Origin of the sequence: Emticicia sp., assembly GCF_043780375.1 — a bacterium.
In the GTDB taxonomy this organism is placed as follows: Bacteria; Bacteroidota; Bacteroidia; order Cytophagales; family Spirosomataceae; genus Emticicia.
Genome location: NZ_JAYWCU010000088.1, coordinates 1 through 15361, shown reverse-complemented (window position 1 = coordinate 15361; position 15361 = coordinate 1). Strand labels below are relative to the sequence as shown.

Here is a 15361-nt window from a genome sequence, read left to right as displayed (position 1 = left end):
ATTTCAGCGAGTTCCGACCCTGCTATCTTTTCGATCAAAACACGCCCAGAAACACCCGAAATAACACAAATTGGCACTTTTACACTGTACGCAAAACAAAAAACAGAAATATTCAATTTGAATTATGAGTGGAAAAAAGATGGTGTAATTTCTTCTAATAAAACATCCTCTCTAAAGGCTGCTAAAGCAAGCTTTTTTACTGTGTCTTCCCTTCAAAGCCATACTGTTGCCAATAATAAGACAATTACGTGTCGCTCAAATCTTTCTGGAGCATTTTCATTTATCCCTGATATAACCTTACAAGGTATAATTGTCTATCCAAATCCATCACCTGATGGATTTGTTATCCTCGAAGCCCAGGAAGATTTGGCAGATTTTACCTTAATCGTTTATTCTACGAAGGGTCAATATATGTATTCAACACCTATTCCTGCTCTAACCCAACGGCGTTTAGTTGACTTATCATTTTTGGGTGAAGGACATTATTTAGTAAAGTTAATTAACAATACTTTTGAAGAAACTAAAAATATTTGGATAGAGAAAAAGTAGTTTTTTTAGTTCTGAGTTATTCATAATTACTGTGCTGAACTTTCGTGAAAACTGTAGCTGGATAATCAGCTTTCTTTATCCAGAAATTCTCTTATTCGGTGGGTTTTGTCTTTGCCAACTAAAGCAATTAATTCTTCTTCGGGAGCATTTTTGATATTGGTAATAGTCTTAAATTGCTTCAAAACCTTCGTAGCAGTCAGTTTTCCTATACTCGGAACACTTTCGAGGCTACTAATCAAGAAATTTTTACTTCGTCTATCTCGGTGATGTGTAATACCAAAACGGTGAGCCTCGTCACGGCAACGCTGAATAAGCTTCAAAGATTCTGATTTTTTATCAATATATAAAGGTAGCGTATCTTCTGGAAAATAGATTTCCTCTAAACGTTTGGCAATACCTATAATTGGCACTTGCCCATAAATATTGAGTTCTTTCAAAGCTTCGCAAGCTGCCGAAAGTTGCCCTTTTCCTCCATCAATAATAATTAGGTCGGGCATATCAGCTTTTTCTTCCAAAAGTCGGGCATAACGTCTGCTCACAACCTCTTTCATGGTTGCAAAATCGTTGGGGCCAACGACAGTTTTTGGAATATAATGACGGTAATCTTTCACTGAAGGCTGTCCATTTATAAAACAAACCATCGCCGAAACAGGGTTTGTTCCTTGAATATTTGAATTATCGAAGCACTCGATGTGGCGTGGAATTGTTTTTAGCTGCAAATCTTGTTTCAATTTTACTAAAACTCTGTCACGCTTGTTGGTTGCTCCACTTGCTGCAATTGCCTCACGCTCGGCTTTTTCTCGTTGAAAATACATGACATTTTTCAACGACATATCCATTAATTTTCGTTTATCACCAATTTGCGGTACAGCGATTTCTGCTTTCATGTCAATATCCAACGGAATATTGGTGACGATTTCCTTCGATTCGCTTTCATATTTTTGACGAAGTTCTACAATCAGCATTGTCAATATTTCCTCTTCCGTTTCATCCAATTTTTTCTTGACTTCAAGCGTTTGGCTTTGCGTAATCGTGCCATTGATAACTTTTAGATAATTGATATATGCCGAACTTTCGTCCGAAACGATACTGAACACATCCAAATCTTTTATTGCAGGATTTACTACAGTCGCTTTACTCTGATAATTTTGTAAAAAATCTAATTTTAGCTTAAACTGATGTGCCTCTTCAAAAGCCAATTTTTGAGCAGATTCTTGCATTCTCTGCACAAAATATTGTTTGGCAGGAGCAAGACTTCCTCGCAAAATATTATGAACTTGTTCAATTTCCTTGTTGTATTCAGCTTCGGTTTGACGGTTTTCGCAAGGACCTTTGCAGTTTCCAATGTGGTATTCTAAACAAATTTTATACTTTTTTGATGCAATGTTTTCTTCCGAGAGGTTTAAAATACAAGTACGAATAGTATATAGCTGGCCAAACATTTCGAGCAGGGCGTACATTGCCTTTGAATTGACAAATGGCCCGTAAAGTTTACCTCTGGTTTTATCTTCAATTCTTCGAGTCATAATTACTCGTGGAAAACGCTCATTGGTAACACAAACAAAAGGATACATTTTATCATCACGCAATAAAATATTAAAGCGAGGTTGATACTTTTTTATAAGCGTATTTTCGAGCAGAAGAGCATCATATTCTGTAGGAACAATGGTAAATTCTAATTTTCGAATACAGATAACCAGTCGACGGGTTTTGCGATCGTGACGGTTGAAATTATGAAAATAACTACTAATTCGGTTTTTTAAATTTTTGGCTTTCCCGATATAAATTACTTCGCCTGTTTCATCAAAATAGCGATAAACGCCAGGATCTTCTGGAAGTTTAGATAATTCAGCTTTGTAATCGAATGTAATTTCTGACATATTTTGAAAATAAAATAACCGTTCAAAAATAACAGTTCTTTACACATTTGCGTTCGAGTAAGCAAAATAAAGTTATTTTGAATGTAGCAATCAACTGTCAGCCAAAAAGTCGATATTTTGACAAAAAAAAATTTATACCTCTCTAAATCCCTCTTATTAAATTGACCTGAGATTTAGAAGAGGAGCAACTTTCCAACATTTCCTGCTTTTTAAGATAATTTAAGTTTCTTTTTTACTACATTATCCTTCAAATTCCCTAATTTTGAGCCATCAAGAGAATATTCATTCACTAATCTCAAAAAATGAACAATTTTACAAGGCTCAATAATATCGTCGGATGGGCGATTTTTGCCGTTGCACTCCTTACCTATACACTCACCGTTGAGCCAACCGCCAGTTTTTGGGACTGCGGCGAATTCATCGCTTGTTCTTACAAACTCCAAGTTCCACACCCTGCTGGAGCCCCACTTTTCTTATTGATTGGTCGCATGGCTTCACTGCTTGCAGGCGGCGATGTAACAAAAGTAGCCTTAATGGTAAATATGGTTTCGGTCATTGCCTCTGCATTTACTATCTTGTTTATGTTCTGGACAATATCACTTTTAGCACGTAAAATATTTGGTAAAAGAGGCGAAAACCTCGACACGACCGAAACAATTTTAGTGCTCGGAGCAAGTGCAGTTGGTTCATTGGTTTATACTTTTTCAGATTCGTTCTGGTTTTCGGCTGTCGAAGCTGAGGTTTATGGAATGTCTTCATTCTTTACGGCTATCGTCATTTGGGCTGCATTCCGTTGGGAAAACATCGAAGACGAAGCTGCTGCCAACCGTTTTCTGATATTTACGGCTTATTTGGTTGGTCTTTCTATCGGTGTTCACTTGCTAAACCTCGTTACGATTCCTGCTTTAGGCTTAGTTTATTACTACAAAAAAGCAAATAAAATCACTTGGAAAGGTGGAATTACTGCATTTTTGGTAGGTTTGGTAGTTTTGGGTGTGGTCAATGTAGGCGTTATTACTGGCTTTCCATCATTAGGTTTTACCTTTGAAAAACTATTCGTTAATACTTTTAGAATGCCGTTTAGTTCAGGCATCATTTTCTTTGTATTAGTGTTGATTGGCTCACTTGCCTACGGTATTTTCTATACCCAAAAGAAAAAAATGGAAATAGCCAATACAGCCCTACTTTCATTCGCTTTTGTTTTGATTGGATATTCGTCTTATACAATCGCTTTGATCCGTTCAAATTATAATCCTCCAATCAACGAGAATAATCCGAGCAATGTATTGAACTACGTTTCGTACTTAAAACGTGAGCAATATGGTAGCCGTCCGTTATTATACGGGCCAGTTTTTACAGGAAAATTAGAGTCAATCGAAAATGGCGAGCCTATTTATAAAATGAGCAAAAAAGGCTACGAAGTTTATGACTATAAGCCAACTTACATTTGGGGTGCAAACAGCGAAAGCTTATTGCCTCGTATGTGGAGTACCGATGCTGGTCATCAACAAATTTATCGCCAAGAAATGGGGCTTGCACAAGACCAAAAACCAACGCTTTTCACCAACATCGGTTATATGATGAAGCGTCAAATGGGTTATATGTACTGGCGTTATTTTGCATGGAATTTTTGGGGACGCTCAAGTGATATTGAAGGTGCTGGACCAACCAATATTTTTGAAACAAAAAACAACTTACCACCAGCTATCAAAGAAAATCGGGGTCGTACTAATTTCTTTGGTATTCCAGTAATTTTAGGCATTTTAGGCTTACTTTACCACTACTTCCGTCGTGAGCGTGACGCTCTCGTAATGTTCCTATTGTTTTTACTTACAGGAGTTGGTTTGGTAGTTTACCTAAATTCACCGCCTGTTGAACCTCGTGAGCGTGACTATATTTATGTAGGTTCGTTTTACATTTGGGCAATTTGGGTCGGTATTGGCGTAATGGGTTTGTTTGATTATGTGCTAAAATTCATAAAAAACTCAAAAACAAGAGCTATCGGAGCTACGGCTTTGGGTTTGGCAGTTCCGTTGATTATGGCTCCTCAAACTTGGAAGGGACATGACCGCTCGGGACGATATCACCAAATAGATTTTGCAAAAAACTTATTAAATTCTTGTGCAAAAAATGCCATTTTGTTTACTGGTGGCGATAACGATACTTTCCCACTTTGGTATGTACAGGAAGTTGAAGGTTTCCGTACTGACGTACGGGTATGTAATCTTAGCTTGTTGGGAACTGACTGGTATTGTGAGCAAATGAAACGTAAAACTTACGAATCGGAGGCTTTACCAATAACATTTACCACAGACCAATTGTTGAGTGGTATTAATGACCAAATACCTTATGTTGAGCGGTTGAAAGACCCAATCAATTTGAAGGATTATTTAGAATTGGTTAAGAAAAACGACCCCGCCATTCAGATTCCTTTGACTACGGGCGAAAGCATCAATTCATTGCCATCTGATAGCCTTTTCTTGACATATAATATTGAAGATGTTAAAAAATTAGGTTTTGTACCAAAACAATTCGAGCCTTTTTTAAATGGACAAATAACTTGGAATATTGGCAAGCGTGACTTGTTGAAAAACGATTTGATGCAACTCGAAATGATTGCTCAAAATAACTGGAAACGTCCAATTTATTTTGCTGGAACTCTAGCCAATGATAACTATCTGAACCTTAAAGATTATATGCAGTTGGAAGGTTATGCTTACCGATTATTGCCAATCAAAGTTAGTCAAGGCGATGATGGCTTTGCTAATACTGACATCATGTATAATAATATGTTGAAGAAAATGTCGTGGAGAGGCATGGACAATCCAAATGTATATTACGACTCAGAAACTTATTTAAAAGTTCCAATCATTACAGCACGTTTGGCGTTCTTGCGTTTGGCAGATCAGTTGGTAAGAGAAGAGAAAAAAGTCAAAGCAAAAGAAGTTTTAGACTATGCTAACAAAGTTTTACCTGACAAATCTGTGCCTTATGACCAATTATGTTCAAACTATGTTATGTATTATTTTGAAGTAGGCGACTCGAAAAAAGCAATGGAAATTGCCGAAACAATCACGAAGCGTGCTGATGGGAATTTGGCTTATTTTTCCGAAAAAAGCAAGTATTCGAGTGCAGAATGGATGCCAAATAATGTGCAAGATTTTATTCAAATCAATCTCCGTAACCTTCAAGTGATCGCCAATATTTGCAGTAGAAATGGACAAGAAGCAGCCGCTAAACGTTATGAGGCTACTTATAATAAATATTATGAAAGGGTAAGTCAGTAAAAAAACAGTCAATAGACAACTGTCAATAACTTCTTTCTTAAATTCATATAAAAAATCCTCGTTGAAATGTTCAACGAGGATTTTTTAGTATATTTGCAATATAGTTGCATTTAATGAGGCACGATTTTCCAAATTGTGTAAAAGTGAAAATATGAAAAAAATAGTTTCGATACTAATAAACATCTTTTTTACGCTTCCATTAGGGGGCGGGGGACTACTTTTGGCCCAAACAAAAACAGAAGTTCACCACGATTGCGATTGTTTCATTCAAGGCATAGTTGTAGATGGTATTTCAAAACAACCAATCGCTGGAGCAGTAGTTTTAGTTAAAGAATTGAACAAAGGTGCAAGTACCGATGCCAAAGGATTTTATAAAATATCGAATATTTGCCAAGGGAAATACACCATTATTGGGCGAATTGTGGGTTATGAAGAAAAAAGCTATATAATAAGCTTAGACCATGGAACAGAGCAGAATATTAAGCTTTCTGAAAGTGAACTTCATTTGGCAAATATTGACATAAAAGCACAGAAAATTGACAATCTAACCCAAACCAAAAATACGCTCGAAAATGCCGCTCTCGACCAAACCCGTGGGCAATCTTTGGGCGAAGCATTAAAACAAATTTCGGGTGTTACAACCTTACAAACTGGTAGTTCGATTGCCAAACCTGTCATTCATGGTATGCACTCCAATCGAGTGTTAATAATGAATAATGGTGTAAGGCAAGAAGGGCAACAATGGGGCAGCGAACACGCTCCTGAAATTGACCCCTTTGTAGCAAAAAGAATCACTGTTTTGAAAGGTGCGGCTGGTGTTCGTTATGGCTCAGATGCTGTAGCAGGCGTAATCATGCTCGAACCAGAAGCCCTACCCGACTCAAATAAAATTGGAGGTGAACTTAATACCGTTTATTTCTCGAATGGCAATCAAATGGTTACTTCTGGCATCTTTGAAAGTGGTTATCGACCTCGACAAAGCACCAAAACTCCTTATTCAATTGGTTTACGTTTGCAGGGAACTTTTAAGCGTGGCGGAGATATTTCCACACCAAAGTATAGATTAGCCAATACTGGTATTTCAGAAATAAACTACTCATTATCAGCTAATTACAAAAGAAAAAGCTGGACTACTGACATTTTTTTTAGTCAGTTTAATACACAGATTGGCGTTTTTTCAGGGTCACATATTGGCAATGCTACCGACCTAATCGAAGCTATTAGACGTGGTACTCCTTTGGCAATTTATACACCCGAAAACTTTACTTATACCATCAACCGTCCTCTTCAAGATGTGCAGCATAATTTGCTTAAAATCAAGAATTTACAGCAAATTAGGTCAGGAAAACTTTCACTAACTTTGGGCCGACAATATGATTTTCGGAAAGAAATTGATATTTTGAGAGGTGATAAAAACTTGGTACAATTGTTCAAACTCAATACTTATACAGGTGAATTGTTATTTGAACACAAACCATTGTTTAGACTTCTATCTGGTTCGGCAGGAATAACAGGACTTTACCAAGAAAATCTTACCACAGGAACATTGACTCAACCTCGCACGTCCACGGTTTTAATTCCAAATTTCAAGAATTTCACAGCAGGAATTTTCTTGATTGAACGCATTGTGCAGAAACAATGGGAAATGGAAGGTGGTTTTCGCTATGATGTGCGTCAGCTAACTGTTTTCCGCATTCCTCGTGGAAAACAAGCAATCACTCAAAATCAAAAAAATAACCAAAACTTTACAGGCACTTTAGGAGCAAATTACCGACCTAATTCTCGTTGGAATTTCCTGACAAATATTTCGTCGGCTTGGCGAGCTGCCACCGTCAATGAACTTTATAGCGACGGTGTGCATCATGGAGCAGCAAGTTATGAGCGTGGCGACGAAAATATTGTGCCAGAAATTGCGTTAAACCTCTCATTTACAGCCAACTATATTTCCAAAAACTTCCAAACTGAAATTCATTTTTATAATAATTATATCAATAATTTTATATTTTTATCGCCAACTGGTCGCCCAGCTTTAACAATTCGTGGGGCATTCCCTGAGTTTTTTTATACCCAAACCAATGCACGTTTTAGAGGATTAGATTTGACTGGAAGTTTTCAGATTCAGAAAAGCATTTCTCTTAATTCTAAGCTTTCGTACTTACAAGCTCAAGATTTAAGCAATAATCAACCGCTTATTCTAATTCCTGCCAACCGTTGGGAAAATACGCTTCGCTATGATTGGAAAAAAAGCTTTATTTCACTCACAAATCTTTATGTTGCAAAACAAAACCGTGTTCCTTCCAAGATAATTTTCAAAGAAGTTCCTAGTTCTGAAATCGTCTTTACCGAATATGGTGGAGATTTCGCCCCTCCTCCACCCGCTTATATGCTTTGGAATGCGGCTATTAGTCATCAATTTGCTTTGAACAACAAACAAAATTTAGGTATTTCATTGACTGTCAGCAATTTACTTAACACTACTTACCGAGATTATTTGAACCGTTTTCGCTATTTCTCCGACGAAATTGGAAGAAATATTGTCATTCGGGCGAAATATAATTTCTAACAACATTTTTCTTGCAACACTATTGCATATAAATCATTTACGACATATATTTGCAACAATAATGCAAAGACAACATTACTTCATAAACTTCAAATCCGTAAAATATGGTAAAAAAAACATTATTTCTGAGTTTACTGAGCAGTATTCTATTTATTTCAAGCTGTAAAAAAGATAGTGTCGAAGCGGCAGATGAAAACGAATTAATTACCTCCGTAAAATTGAATTTTACTACTGGCGGTACAACTCAAACTTTTGCTTACTCCGACCCCGATGGCGATGGCGGAAAAGCACCAACCGTAGCAACGGTAAGTTTAAAAGCAAATACGACTTATACCATGGTAATTGAGATTTTAGATGAATCAAAGAATCCAGTAAGCAATATCACCAACGAAGTTTCGACCGAGCGAGACGAGCATTTGTTTATTTATACACCTTCACCTTCAAGTTTGCTAACGTATATTTATGGCGATAAAGATTCAAGAAACTTGAATGTTGGCTTAACTGGAAGTGTAAAAACAGGTGTTGTAGGAACAGGGAAACTGAAAGTGCAGCTACGCCACCAACCACCAATAAACGGAAAAGCTGTAAAAGATGGCACAATTACGCCTGGAAGCGATGATATAAATATTGATTTTAATATAACGATTCAATAGGCAAAGTCTTGGATTGACAATAGACAGTCTAAGGAAGTAAAGCCACAAGTCATAAACTTGTGGCTTTTTTATGAAAAAACAATAATTTTCAATTTTACATTGTCCATTTAATAATTACCTTCGCAAAAACAAAGCTTCTACCTCTGTAAATCAAGTTTCTAACTTATTATAATTCAGAGACTTATGCAACATTAAAATAACAACTATGACAAAAAAACGAATTGCAATTGACATGGACGATGTAATGGCGGCCGCAGGAAAAAAAATTTTATATACCTATAACATTATTATTGGTACTGATTTTAACGAGCATCATTTTAGAGGAAAAGAATATTATGAAGTATTGAAAGAAGAAAACTATCATGTGGTGCGAGAGGAAATTTTCAAGCCAGGTTTCTTCAGAAATATGGAAGTGATGCCCGATGCAGTTGAGGTAATTAGGAAACTGCAAGAAAGATTTGAAATTTTTATTGTTTCAGCAGCTACCGAATTTCCAAATTCACTGAAAGAAAAAATTGAATGGTTGGAAGAGCATTTCCCTTTCATTTCGTGGAAAAACATTGTACTTTGTGGTGATAAAAGCATCATTTCAGCAGATTTTTTGATTGATGATCACGAAAAAAACCTTCGCACATTCAAAGGAAAAACCTTAATGTTTGATGCCATTCATAACCAAAAAATTGAAGGTTATCAGCGATTTAAGTCTTGGCGAGAAATTGAGGCTTTTTTTGAAAATGAGTAAATAAATTGAAACCTTTTCGATTTATAAGATTCTTACAACAAAACCCTATGACACCTAAACAAATCGTAGAAAAATTAACCTCTTTTCCTAACAGAGGCATCGCAACTAAAAACGAAGCTAAAGTACTTGAATATTTATCTCAACTATTTGATAATCAAGACGTTAATAAAGAAAAATTTCGCACCCCAAAAACATATATTTCGGTCGTTTGGTGGTTGTTTTTGGGTTTAGCAACGGGCTTAATTTGCCTAAATTTTTCTTCGATTTTGGGTCTTATTCTTACTTTTGTTTTTGTTACGCTGGCACTCCTTTATTTCAATTGGTATGCCTCTCCTATTACAAGTTTACCTCCTTTGGTTACTTCGCATAACCTTGTTATTAAAAACACCTCTTCTGCACCAAAAGCCAAAAAACTCATTTTAATGGCTCATTGGGACACTGCTCCCATTTCTCTACTTTATCGCCCTGAAATGGTCGGAAATTTTCGCAAATCACTAAGAATAAGTCAAATATTGATGCTTTTGGCTCAGTTTATAGCTATATCTCAATTTCTTTTGCTTAATACTTTTCTTCTTTTGGTTGCTAACATTTTGGCATTCTATTTTATTTTACAAGGAATTACTGCCACGATTGATTTTATTAGATTTGGCTATTCAAATGGTGCTTCTGACAATGCCACTGGTGTAGCAGCAGCCATAGAAACGGCAAAAAAGCTTTGGTCAAGAAACTTACAAAACATTGATATTGAATTGGTTATTACGGGTGCCCAAGAAGTGGGTATGATTGGAGCAAGGGCATATATGAAAACTCATTATAAAGAATTTACGAAAGAAACATATTTAATTAATTTTGACACTTTGGGCAGTGGCGATCTGAAAATAATTACCCAAACGGGCAGTTGGTCGAATATTATTTATGACAATGATTTGATAAAAATAGCCAAAGAAACTGCTGCACAAACACCTGATTTAAAGGATATTAAGACTGGAGCTTGGCATACTGCTGACTTCGATTCGATTTGGTTTCAGCGTGCAGGAATTCCATCGCTAACATTAGCAGCTCTTGACAAAAACGGAAGAATGCCCAACATTCACCGCCCCACAGATACGCTTTCAAATGTAAATTTTAAGCCAATGGAAAAGGCAATTAGTTTAGCAGAAAAAATTGGGATTAAACTTAATTCATAAAACCATGAATCGTAAAGAAACCCTTTTATATTTTATTTTTGGTGTGGTAAATATTGCCGCAGGTATAGCTGATATTGATTGGCTAAGTTATCTGACCAAACCTTTATTAATGATTATTTTAGGCATTTTCTATTTTCAGAAAACTAAAGAAAATCTTGATTCATCGGATAAAACTATGCTTGCCGCCTTGCTTTTTTCTTGTTTTGGAGATACTTTTTTAATGTTTCAAGAACAAAATCCTAATTTCTTTTTATTTGGTTTAGGGTCGTTTTTGCTGGCACAAATATCATATATAACAATTTTTAGAAAATCAAGAAAGAGAGAATATCTTAAAAGCCTGCCTTTTGCTATTTACACAGTAACCCTACTTTTCTTTCTTTGGAATAAAATTCCAAATGCTTTTTTGGGAGCGATTATGCTCTATTCTTTAGCTATTCTAATGATGGGTATTGGAGCAGTTGAACGACAAACCAACGCCAAAAGCTATCAATTGGTGCTGATTGGAGCAATTTTTTTTATTGCCTCAGACTCACTGATTGCTATCAATAAATTTGCTTTTGCCATTCCATTTTCAGGCGTTTGGATAATGACAACTTACATTATAGCTCAATATTTAATCGTTGAAGGCATACTTTTGGGCAGAAAAAAAGTTGTATGAAAAAATCATACAACTTTTCAAATATTGAACCTGTTTAAACTTTTTGTTTCTGACGAAAATAAGCTATTATTTTATCAGACGATTCCATTTATTTTGTTCGTAGCAGAGCTACGGACGGAATAAATCGAAGAAGTATAATGAAAAAAGAACTTGTTTGCAGTCGAAATTAAAAGTTTAAACAGGTTCATTGATATCTACACACTTCATCAAGCATAAGTTCCTGAAATATACCCTTGTAGCGAATCAATTTGAGATTTTTGCTCTTGAATAATTGACGAAACCACATCATTGATTGAAATGATTCCAGCCAACACTTCGCCTTCCATTACGGGTAAGTGACGAATATGCCTTTCAGACATAATCTGCATCGCTACTTCCAATTTATCCTCCATTTTTATAGTTATCACATTAGCAGTCATAACATCTTTTACCAAAGTATCGTCCGAATGTAACCCTTTCAAAACAATCTTACGAGCATAATCACGCTCCGAGAAAATCCCCGACAGCTTTCCTGCATCTATCACCAATACCGCCCCTATATTTTTGTTTGCCATTTCTACCAAGGCATTATAAACAGTAGTATCGGAAGTTACTGAAAAAAGGGCATTGATTTTCTTTCCTTGTAAAATTTGACGGATTTGCATAAGTTTTGGAGTTAAGTAGGTAACTAACAATAAATCGAATACAATTTGATAAAAAAAAACGTATAAAACAATAGTTTGAAAAATAAAATTATATACTTATCTTTGCAGCCCGAAATAGTGTACTTCTTTCAATAAAAGTCAAGATTTGGGAAAGTTAATTCGATAATTGTTAATTATAATTCAAAATCATGTACGCAATCGTAGAAATCGCAGGGCAGCAATTTAAAGTTGAAAAGGGTCGCACACTTTATACCAACAGGTTGGAAGGAGATGTGAACGCTGCACTTGTATTCGACAAGGTTCTCCTTGTTGACAACGGCGGAGCAGTATCAGTAGGTACACCGACCGTTAGTGGTGCTTCAGTAAAAGTAACCATTTTAGAACACTTGAAAGGTGAAAAAGTAATCATTTTCAAGAAAAAGCGTCGTAAAGGCTACGTTAAGAAAAACGGTCACCGTCAGTATTTGACTAAAATTCAAATCGACGAAATCGCAGCGTAAAATTTTAATTAGTTTAGTCATTAGGTCAATAAATCATTATTTGATGAAGCCGAATGACAAAAGTCATTCTCTCATTTATCAATCGTACCAGTAAAACTGGTCAATATTTTAAGAAATCATGGCACACAAAAAAGGTGTTGGTTCGTCGAGAAACGGACGTGAATCAGAAAGCAAACGCTTAGGGGTAAAGTTATTCGGTGGTCAATCTGCTATCGCTGGTAACATTATCGTTCGTCAGCGTGGTACAAAACACAATCCAGGCGTAAACGTAGGTATAGGTCGTGACCATACTTTGTTTGCTCTAAAGCCCGGTGTTGTACAATTCAGAAAAGGACGTGACGGAAAATCTTTCGTAAGTGTTGCTGCTGAAGCATAAGTCTTGATGTAGAATGTAGAACAAATAATGTAGAATGGTTTTATACCAACTACTTTTTATAAGCTATTTTCTAAAAATACATAAAAAAACCTGTCATTTATGGCAGGTTTTTTTATGCTTTAACCAAACTTATTTAGTCGTATATTTGTTAAAAAATAAAGCATAAATGTTTAGTGGAAGCCATTATACATTATTTATTCTACATTTTACACTAAAGAAGCCATGTTACAACGCCAAACAATGATTTATACAGAGCTAAGTCCAAACCCAAATTCGATGAAATTTGTGTTGAACTTTGAACTCGCTCCCGATGGACTAACGTTCGATTTCCCAACAGTAGCGGCTACTCTTGAAGAAGGCAAAGCATCGCCCTTGGCTACTGATTTATTTCAGTTTCCATTTGTGAGAAGAATTTTTATTGCTTCAAATTTCATCACAATCACCAAAGATGATGAAACAGAATGGGAAGATGTGGTTTACGATGTGAAGAAATTTATGAAGATATATTTTGAACAAAATCACCCTGTTTTTGCTCAAAAAACAATCGAAAAAAATACTTTTGTCGTTGATGTCAACGACTCAGAAATAGTAGGAAAAATCAAAAAAGCATTAGATGAATATGTTCGTCCGGCAGTAGAATCTGATGGAGGAGCAATCAATTTTGCTTCTTTTGACGAAATATCAGGTCAAGTAAAGGTATATCTTCAAGGCTCATGTAGTGGTTGCCCATCTTCAACGGTTACGCTAAAAGATGGTATAGAACGGCTATTAAAAACCATGATTCCTGAGGTAAAAGAAGTCGTAGCTGAAGGAGTTTAATATATTTACTTTAGCATATAAAACCTGCAAGGTCTTTTATAGACTTTATAGGTTTTGATTGAAGCATTAAAAAAAACATGATAAAAATAGGTGTAATCAATGTTTCTGACCGTGCAAGTGCAGGAATCTATGAAGATATTCCTGGTAAAGCAGTCGTTGAAACTTTGAATGAATATTTAGTTTCGGAGTTTGAAACAGTTTATAAAGTGATACCAGATGAGCAAGATTTAATCTCCCAAACGCTTATCGAAATGGCAGATGTGCATGGCTGCTGCTTGGTTGTAACTACCGGTGGAACTGGCCCAGCTTTGCGTGATGTTACGCCCGAAGCTACCGAAGCCGTTTGTCAGAAAATGATGCCAGGATTTGGTGAGTTGATGCGAACTGAAAGCCTCAAATATGTTCCAACAGCTATACTTTCTCGCCAAACGGCGGGCATTCGTAACCATACATTGATACTTAATTTACCAGGAAAACCTAAAGCTATCAGGCAATGCCTCGATGCAGTTTTTCCCGCCATTCCCTATTGCATTGATTTGATTGAAGGACCTTATTTGATTTGCAATCAAGATATTATGAGAGAATTTCGTCCGAAGTAGTCGATAGATAATAGTCAACAGACGACAGTACTTTATAAGTTTTTATAGAAAAAGCCCCAACTCGTAGAGAATTGGGGCTTTTTTACTGTGCACTTGCAGACTATTAACAATAGAAACTACAATTTCTTCTCAGCCTTCAAGTAAGTCTTGTTACCATTTGAATTGATGTAGTATTGACCACCACGTGAGCCTTCAAAAATAGTACGACCTTTTTCGTCTTTTCCAACCTGCTTGTCAGCACCAGCTACTTTCTTACGAGTAGATTGGTCTGCTTCTTTACCATCATCTTGTGGTTTTGGTTTAGGGGCAGGCTTTATTGTATTATCTTTATCAGTTGCTTTCTTTTCAGTTTTGTCAACTTTCTCTTTTTTGTCAACCTTATCGGTTTTTTCTTTTTTATCTACTACTTTTTCTTTTTTGTCTACTGCCTTTTCTTTTTTATCTACTACCTTTTCTTTTTTATCTACTGCCTTTTCTTTTTTATCTACTACCTTTTCTTTTTTATCTACTACCTTTTCTTTTTTATCTACTACCTTTTCTTTTTTATCTACTACTTTTTCTTTTTTATCGGTTTTTTGTTTCTTATCCGATGGTTTTTCTACTTTTTCTTTTTTCTCAGGTTTCTCTGTTTTGGCTTTACCTTTAGAGCCACTTTTTTTCTCGTCTTGAGCTGTTGAAGTTAAAACAGCCAAGCTCAAAGAAAACATAAATAATAGTGAAAATATTCTTTTCATAGTGGTAATTGGTTTTTTTGGTGAAAATATTAAGTGTTAGAATAAATACCCGTAATTAAACTTTGCAAATCTTTTTAAAACCGTACACAAAATTGTATAGCTGATAAAAGGTGATTAATTTTAAAATGTCCTGACTTTATCCATCTCAAACCAATCTGAAAAAGGCTGAT

14 protein-coding genes are annotated in these 15361 nt (G+C 35.8%); 11 read left to right on the top strand and 3 right to left on the bottom strand.

The genetic code is table 11. The annotated features are described in order from the left end of the window. Positions 1-549: T9SS type A sorting domain-containing protein (locus ACH2CJ_RS06620; protein WP_394991471.1), on the top strand; the 549-nt coding region annotated here is incomplete at its 5' end. Positions 550-614: 65 nt separating this feature from the next. Here the strand turns inward: ACH2CJ_RS06620 and uvrC are convergent. After that, positions 615-2429 carry an excinuclease ABC subunit UvrC gene (gene uvrC, locus ACH2CJ_RS06615; protein ID WP_394991470.1) on the bottom strand — a complete coding sequence of 605 codons (1815 nt, stop codon included), beginning with the start codon at positions 2427-2429 and terminating at the stop codon, positions 615-617. A gap of 302 nt (positions 2430-2731) precedes the next feature. Between uvrC and ACH2CJ_RS06610 the strand changes: the two genes are divergently transcribed. The 6 genes from ACH2CJ_RS06610 (at position 2732) to ACH2CJ_RS06585 (ending at position 11519) form a co-directional block, all read left to right on the top strand. After that, a complete protein-coding gene (locus tag ACH2CJ_RS06610; RefSeq protein WP_394991469.1) occupies positions 2732-5716 on the top strand; it encodes a DUF2723 domain-containing protein in 2985 nt (994 codons plus the stop codon). A gap of 151 nt (positions 5717-5867) precedes the next feature. Continuing rightward, positions 5868-8279, top strand: coding sequence for a TonB-dependent receptor (locus ACH2CJ_RS06605; protein ID WP_394991468.1), 2412 nt, complete (start codon positions 5868-5870; stop codon positions 8277-8279). A gap of 104 nt (positions 8280-8383) precedes the next feature. Then, entirely contained in the window at positions 8384-8932 is a 549-nt protein-coding gene (locus ACH2CJ_RS06600) for a hypothetical protein (protein ID WP_394991467.1), read from the top strand. Positions 8933-9137: 205 nt separating this feature from the next. After that, the gene (locus ACH2CJ_RS06595) at positions 9138-9674 is read left to right on the top strand and encodes a 5'-3'-deoxyribonucleotidase (protein WP_394991466.1); all 537 of its coding nucleotides are present in this window, start codon (positions 9138-9140) and stop codon (positions 9672-9674) included. A 47-nt stretch (positions 9675-9721) separates the two neighbouring features. Then, positions 9722-10861, top strand: a complete 1140-nt coding sequence (locus ACH2CJ_RS06590; RefSeq protein WP_394991465.1) for a M28 family metallopeptidase — start codon at positions 9722-9724, stop codon at positions 10859-10861. A 4-nt stretch (positions 10862-10865) separates the two neighbouring features. Further along, positions 10866-11519 (top strand): lysoplasmalogenase, encoded by a 654-nt coding sequence (locus ACH2CJ_RS06585; RefSeq protein WP_394991464.1) that lies wholly within the window; start codon positions 10866-10868, stop codon positions 11517-11519. A 206-nt stretch (positions 11520-11725) separates the two neighbouring features. Here ACH2CJ_RS06585 and ACH2CJ_RS06580 read toward each other — a convergent pair whose 3' ends face one another. Next, the gene (locus ACH2CJ_RS06580) at positions 11726-12163 is read right to left on the bottom strand and encodes a CBS domain-containing protein (RefSeq protein ID WP_394991463.1); all 438 of its coding nucleotides are present in this window, start codon (positions 12161-12163) and stop codon (positions 11726-11728) included. Positions 12164-12351: 188 nt separating this feature from the next. On the opposite strand from ACH2CJ_RS06580, the gene rplU reads away from it, so the two are divergent. The 4 genes from rplU (at position 12352) to mog (ending at position 14457) form a co-directional block, all read left to right on the top strand. Then, positions 12352-12663 (top strand): 50S ribosomal protein L21, encoded by a 312-nt coding sequence (rplU, locus tag ACH2CJ_RS06575; RefSeq protein ID WP_394991462.1) that lies wholly within the window; start codon positions 12352-12354, stop codon positions 12661-12663. A 118-nt stretch (positions 12664-12781) separates the two neighbouring features. Then, complete coding sequence (rpmA, locus tag ACH2CJ_RS06570; protein ID WP_394991461.1) at positions 12782-13039, top strand: 50S ribosomal protein L27; 258 nt, start codon at positions 12782-12784, stop codon at positions 13037-13039. Between the two features lie 222 nt (positions 13040-13261). Further along, positions 13262-13858: a NifU family protein gene (locus ACH2CJ_RS06565; protein WP_394991460.1), complete on the top strand. Its 597-nt coding sequence runs from the start codon at positions 13262-13264 to the stop codon at positions 13856-13858. Between the two features lie 77 nt (positions 13859-13935). Next, positions 13936-14457: a molybdopterin adenylyltransferase gene (gene mog / locus ACH2CJ_RS06560; RefSeq protein ID WP_394991458.1), complete on the top strand. Its 522-nt coding sequence runs from the start codon at positions 13936-13938 to the stop codon at positions 14455-14457. A gap of 116 nt (positions 14458-14573) precedes the next feature. On the opposite strand, the gene ACH2CJ_RS06555 is transcribed toward mog, so the two are convergent. Continuing rightward, positions 14574-15191 (bottom strand): hypothetical protein, encoded by a 618-nt coding sequence (locus ACH2CJ_RS06555; RefSeq protein ID WP_394991457.1) that lies wholly within the window; start codon positions 15189-15191, stop codon positions 14574-14576. Positions 15192-15361: the final 170 nt, after the last annotated feature.

Coding starts and splice junctions, on each gene's coding strand:
- uvrC (WP_394991470.1), bottom strand. CDS start 2,429: ATGTCAGAAATTACATTCGATTACAAAGCTGAATTATCTAAACTTCCA.
- ACH2CJ_RS06610 (WP_394991469.1), top strand. CDS start 2,732: ATGAACAATTTTACAAGGCTCAATAATATCGTCGGATGGGCGATTTTT.
- ACH2CJ_RS06605 (WP_394991468.1), top strand. CDS start 5,868: ATGAAAAAAATAGTTTCGATACTAATAAACATCTTTTTTACGCTTCCA.
- ACH2CJ_RS06600 (WP_394991467.1), top strand. CDS start 8,384: ATGGTAAAAAAAACATTATTTCTGAGTTTACTGAGCAGTATTCTATTT.
- ACH2CJ_RS06595 (WP_394991466.1), top strand. CDS start 9,138: ATGACAAAAAAACGAATTGCAATTGACATGGACGATGTAATGGCGGCC.
- ACH2CJ_RS06590 (WP_394991465.1), top strand. CDS start 9,722: ATGACACCTAAACAAATCGTAGAAAAATTAACCTCTTTTCCTAACAGA.
- ACH2CJ_RS06585 (WP_394991464.1), top strand. CDS start 10,866: ATGAATCGTAAAGAAACCCTTTTATATTTTATTTTTGGTGTGGTAAAT.
- ACH2CJ_RS06580 (WP_394991463.1), bottom strand. CDS start 12,163: ATGCAAATCCGTCAAATTTTACAAGGAAAGAAAATCAATGCCCTTTTT.
- rplU (WP_394991462.1), top strand. CDS start 12,352: ATGTACGCAATCGTAGAAATCGCAGGGCAGCAATTTAAAGTTGAAAAG.
- rpmA (WP_394991461.1), top strand. CDS start 12,782: ATGGCACACAAAAAAGGTGTTGGTTCGTCGAGAAACGGACGTGAATCA.
- ACH2CJ_RS06565 (WP_394991460.1), top strand. CDS start 13,262: ATGTTACAACGCCAAACAATGATTTATACAGAGCTAAGTCCAAACCCA.
- mog (WP_394991458.1), top strand. CDS start 13,936: ATGATAAAAATAGGTGTAATCAATGTTTCTGACCGTGCAAGTGCAGGA.
- ACH2CJ_RS06555 (WP_394991457.1), bottom strand. CDS start 15,191: ATGAAAAGAATATTTTCACTATTATTTATGTTTTCTTTGAGCTTGGCT.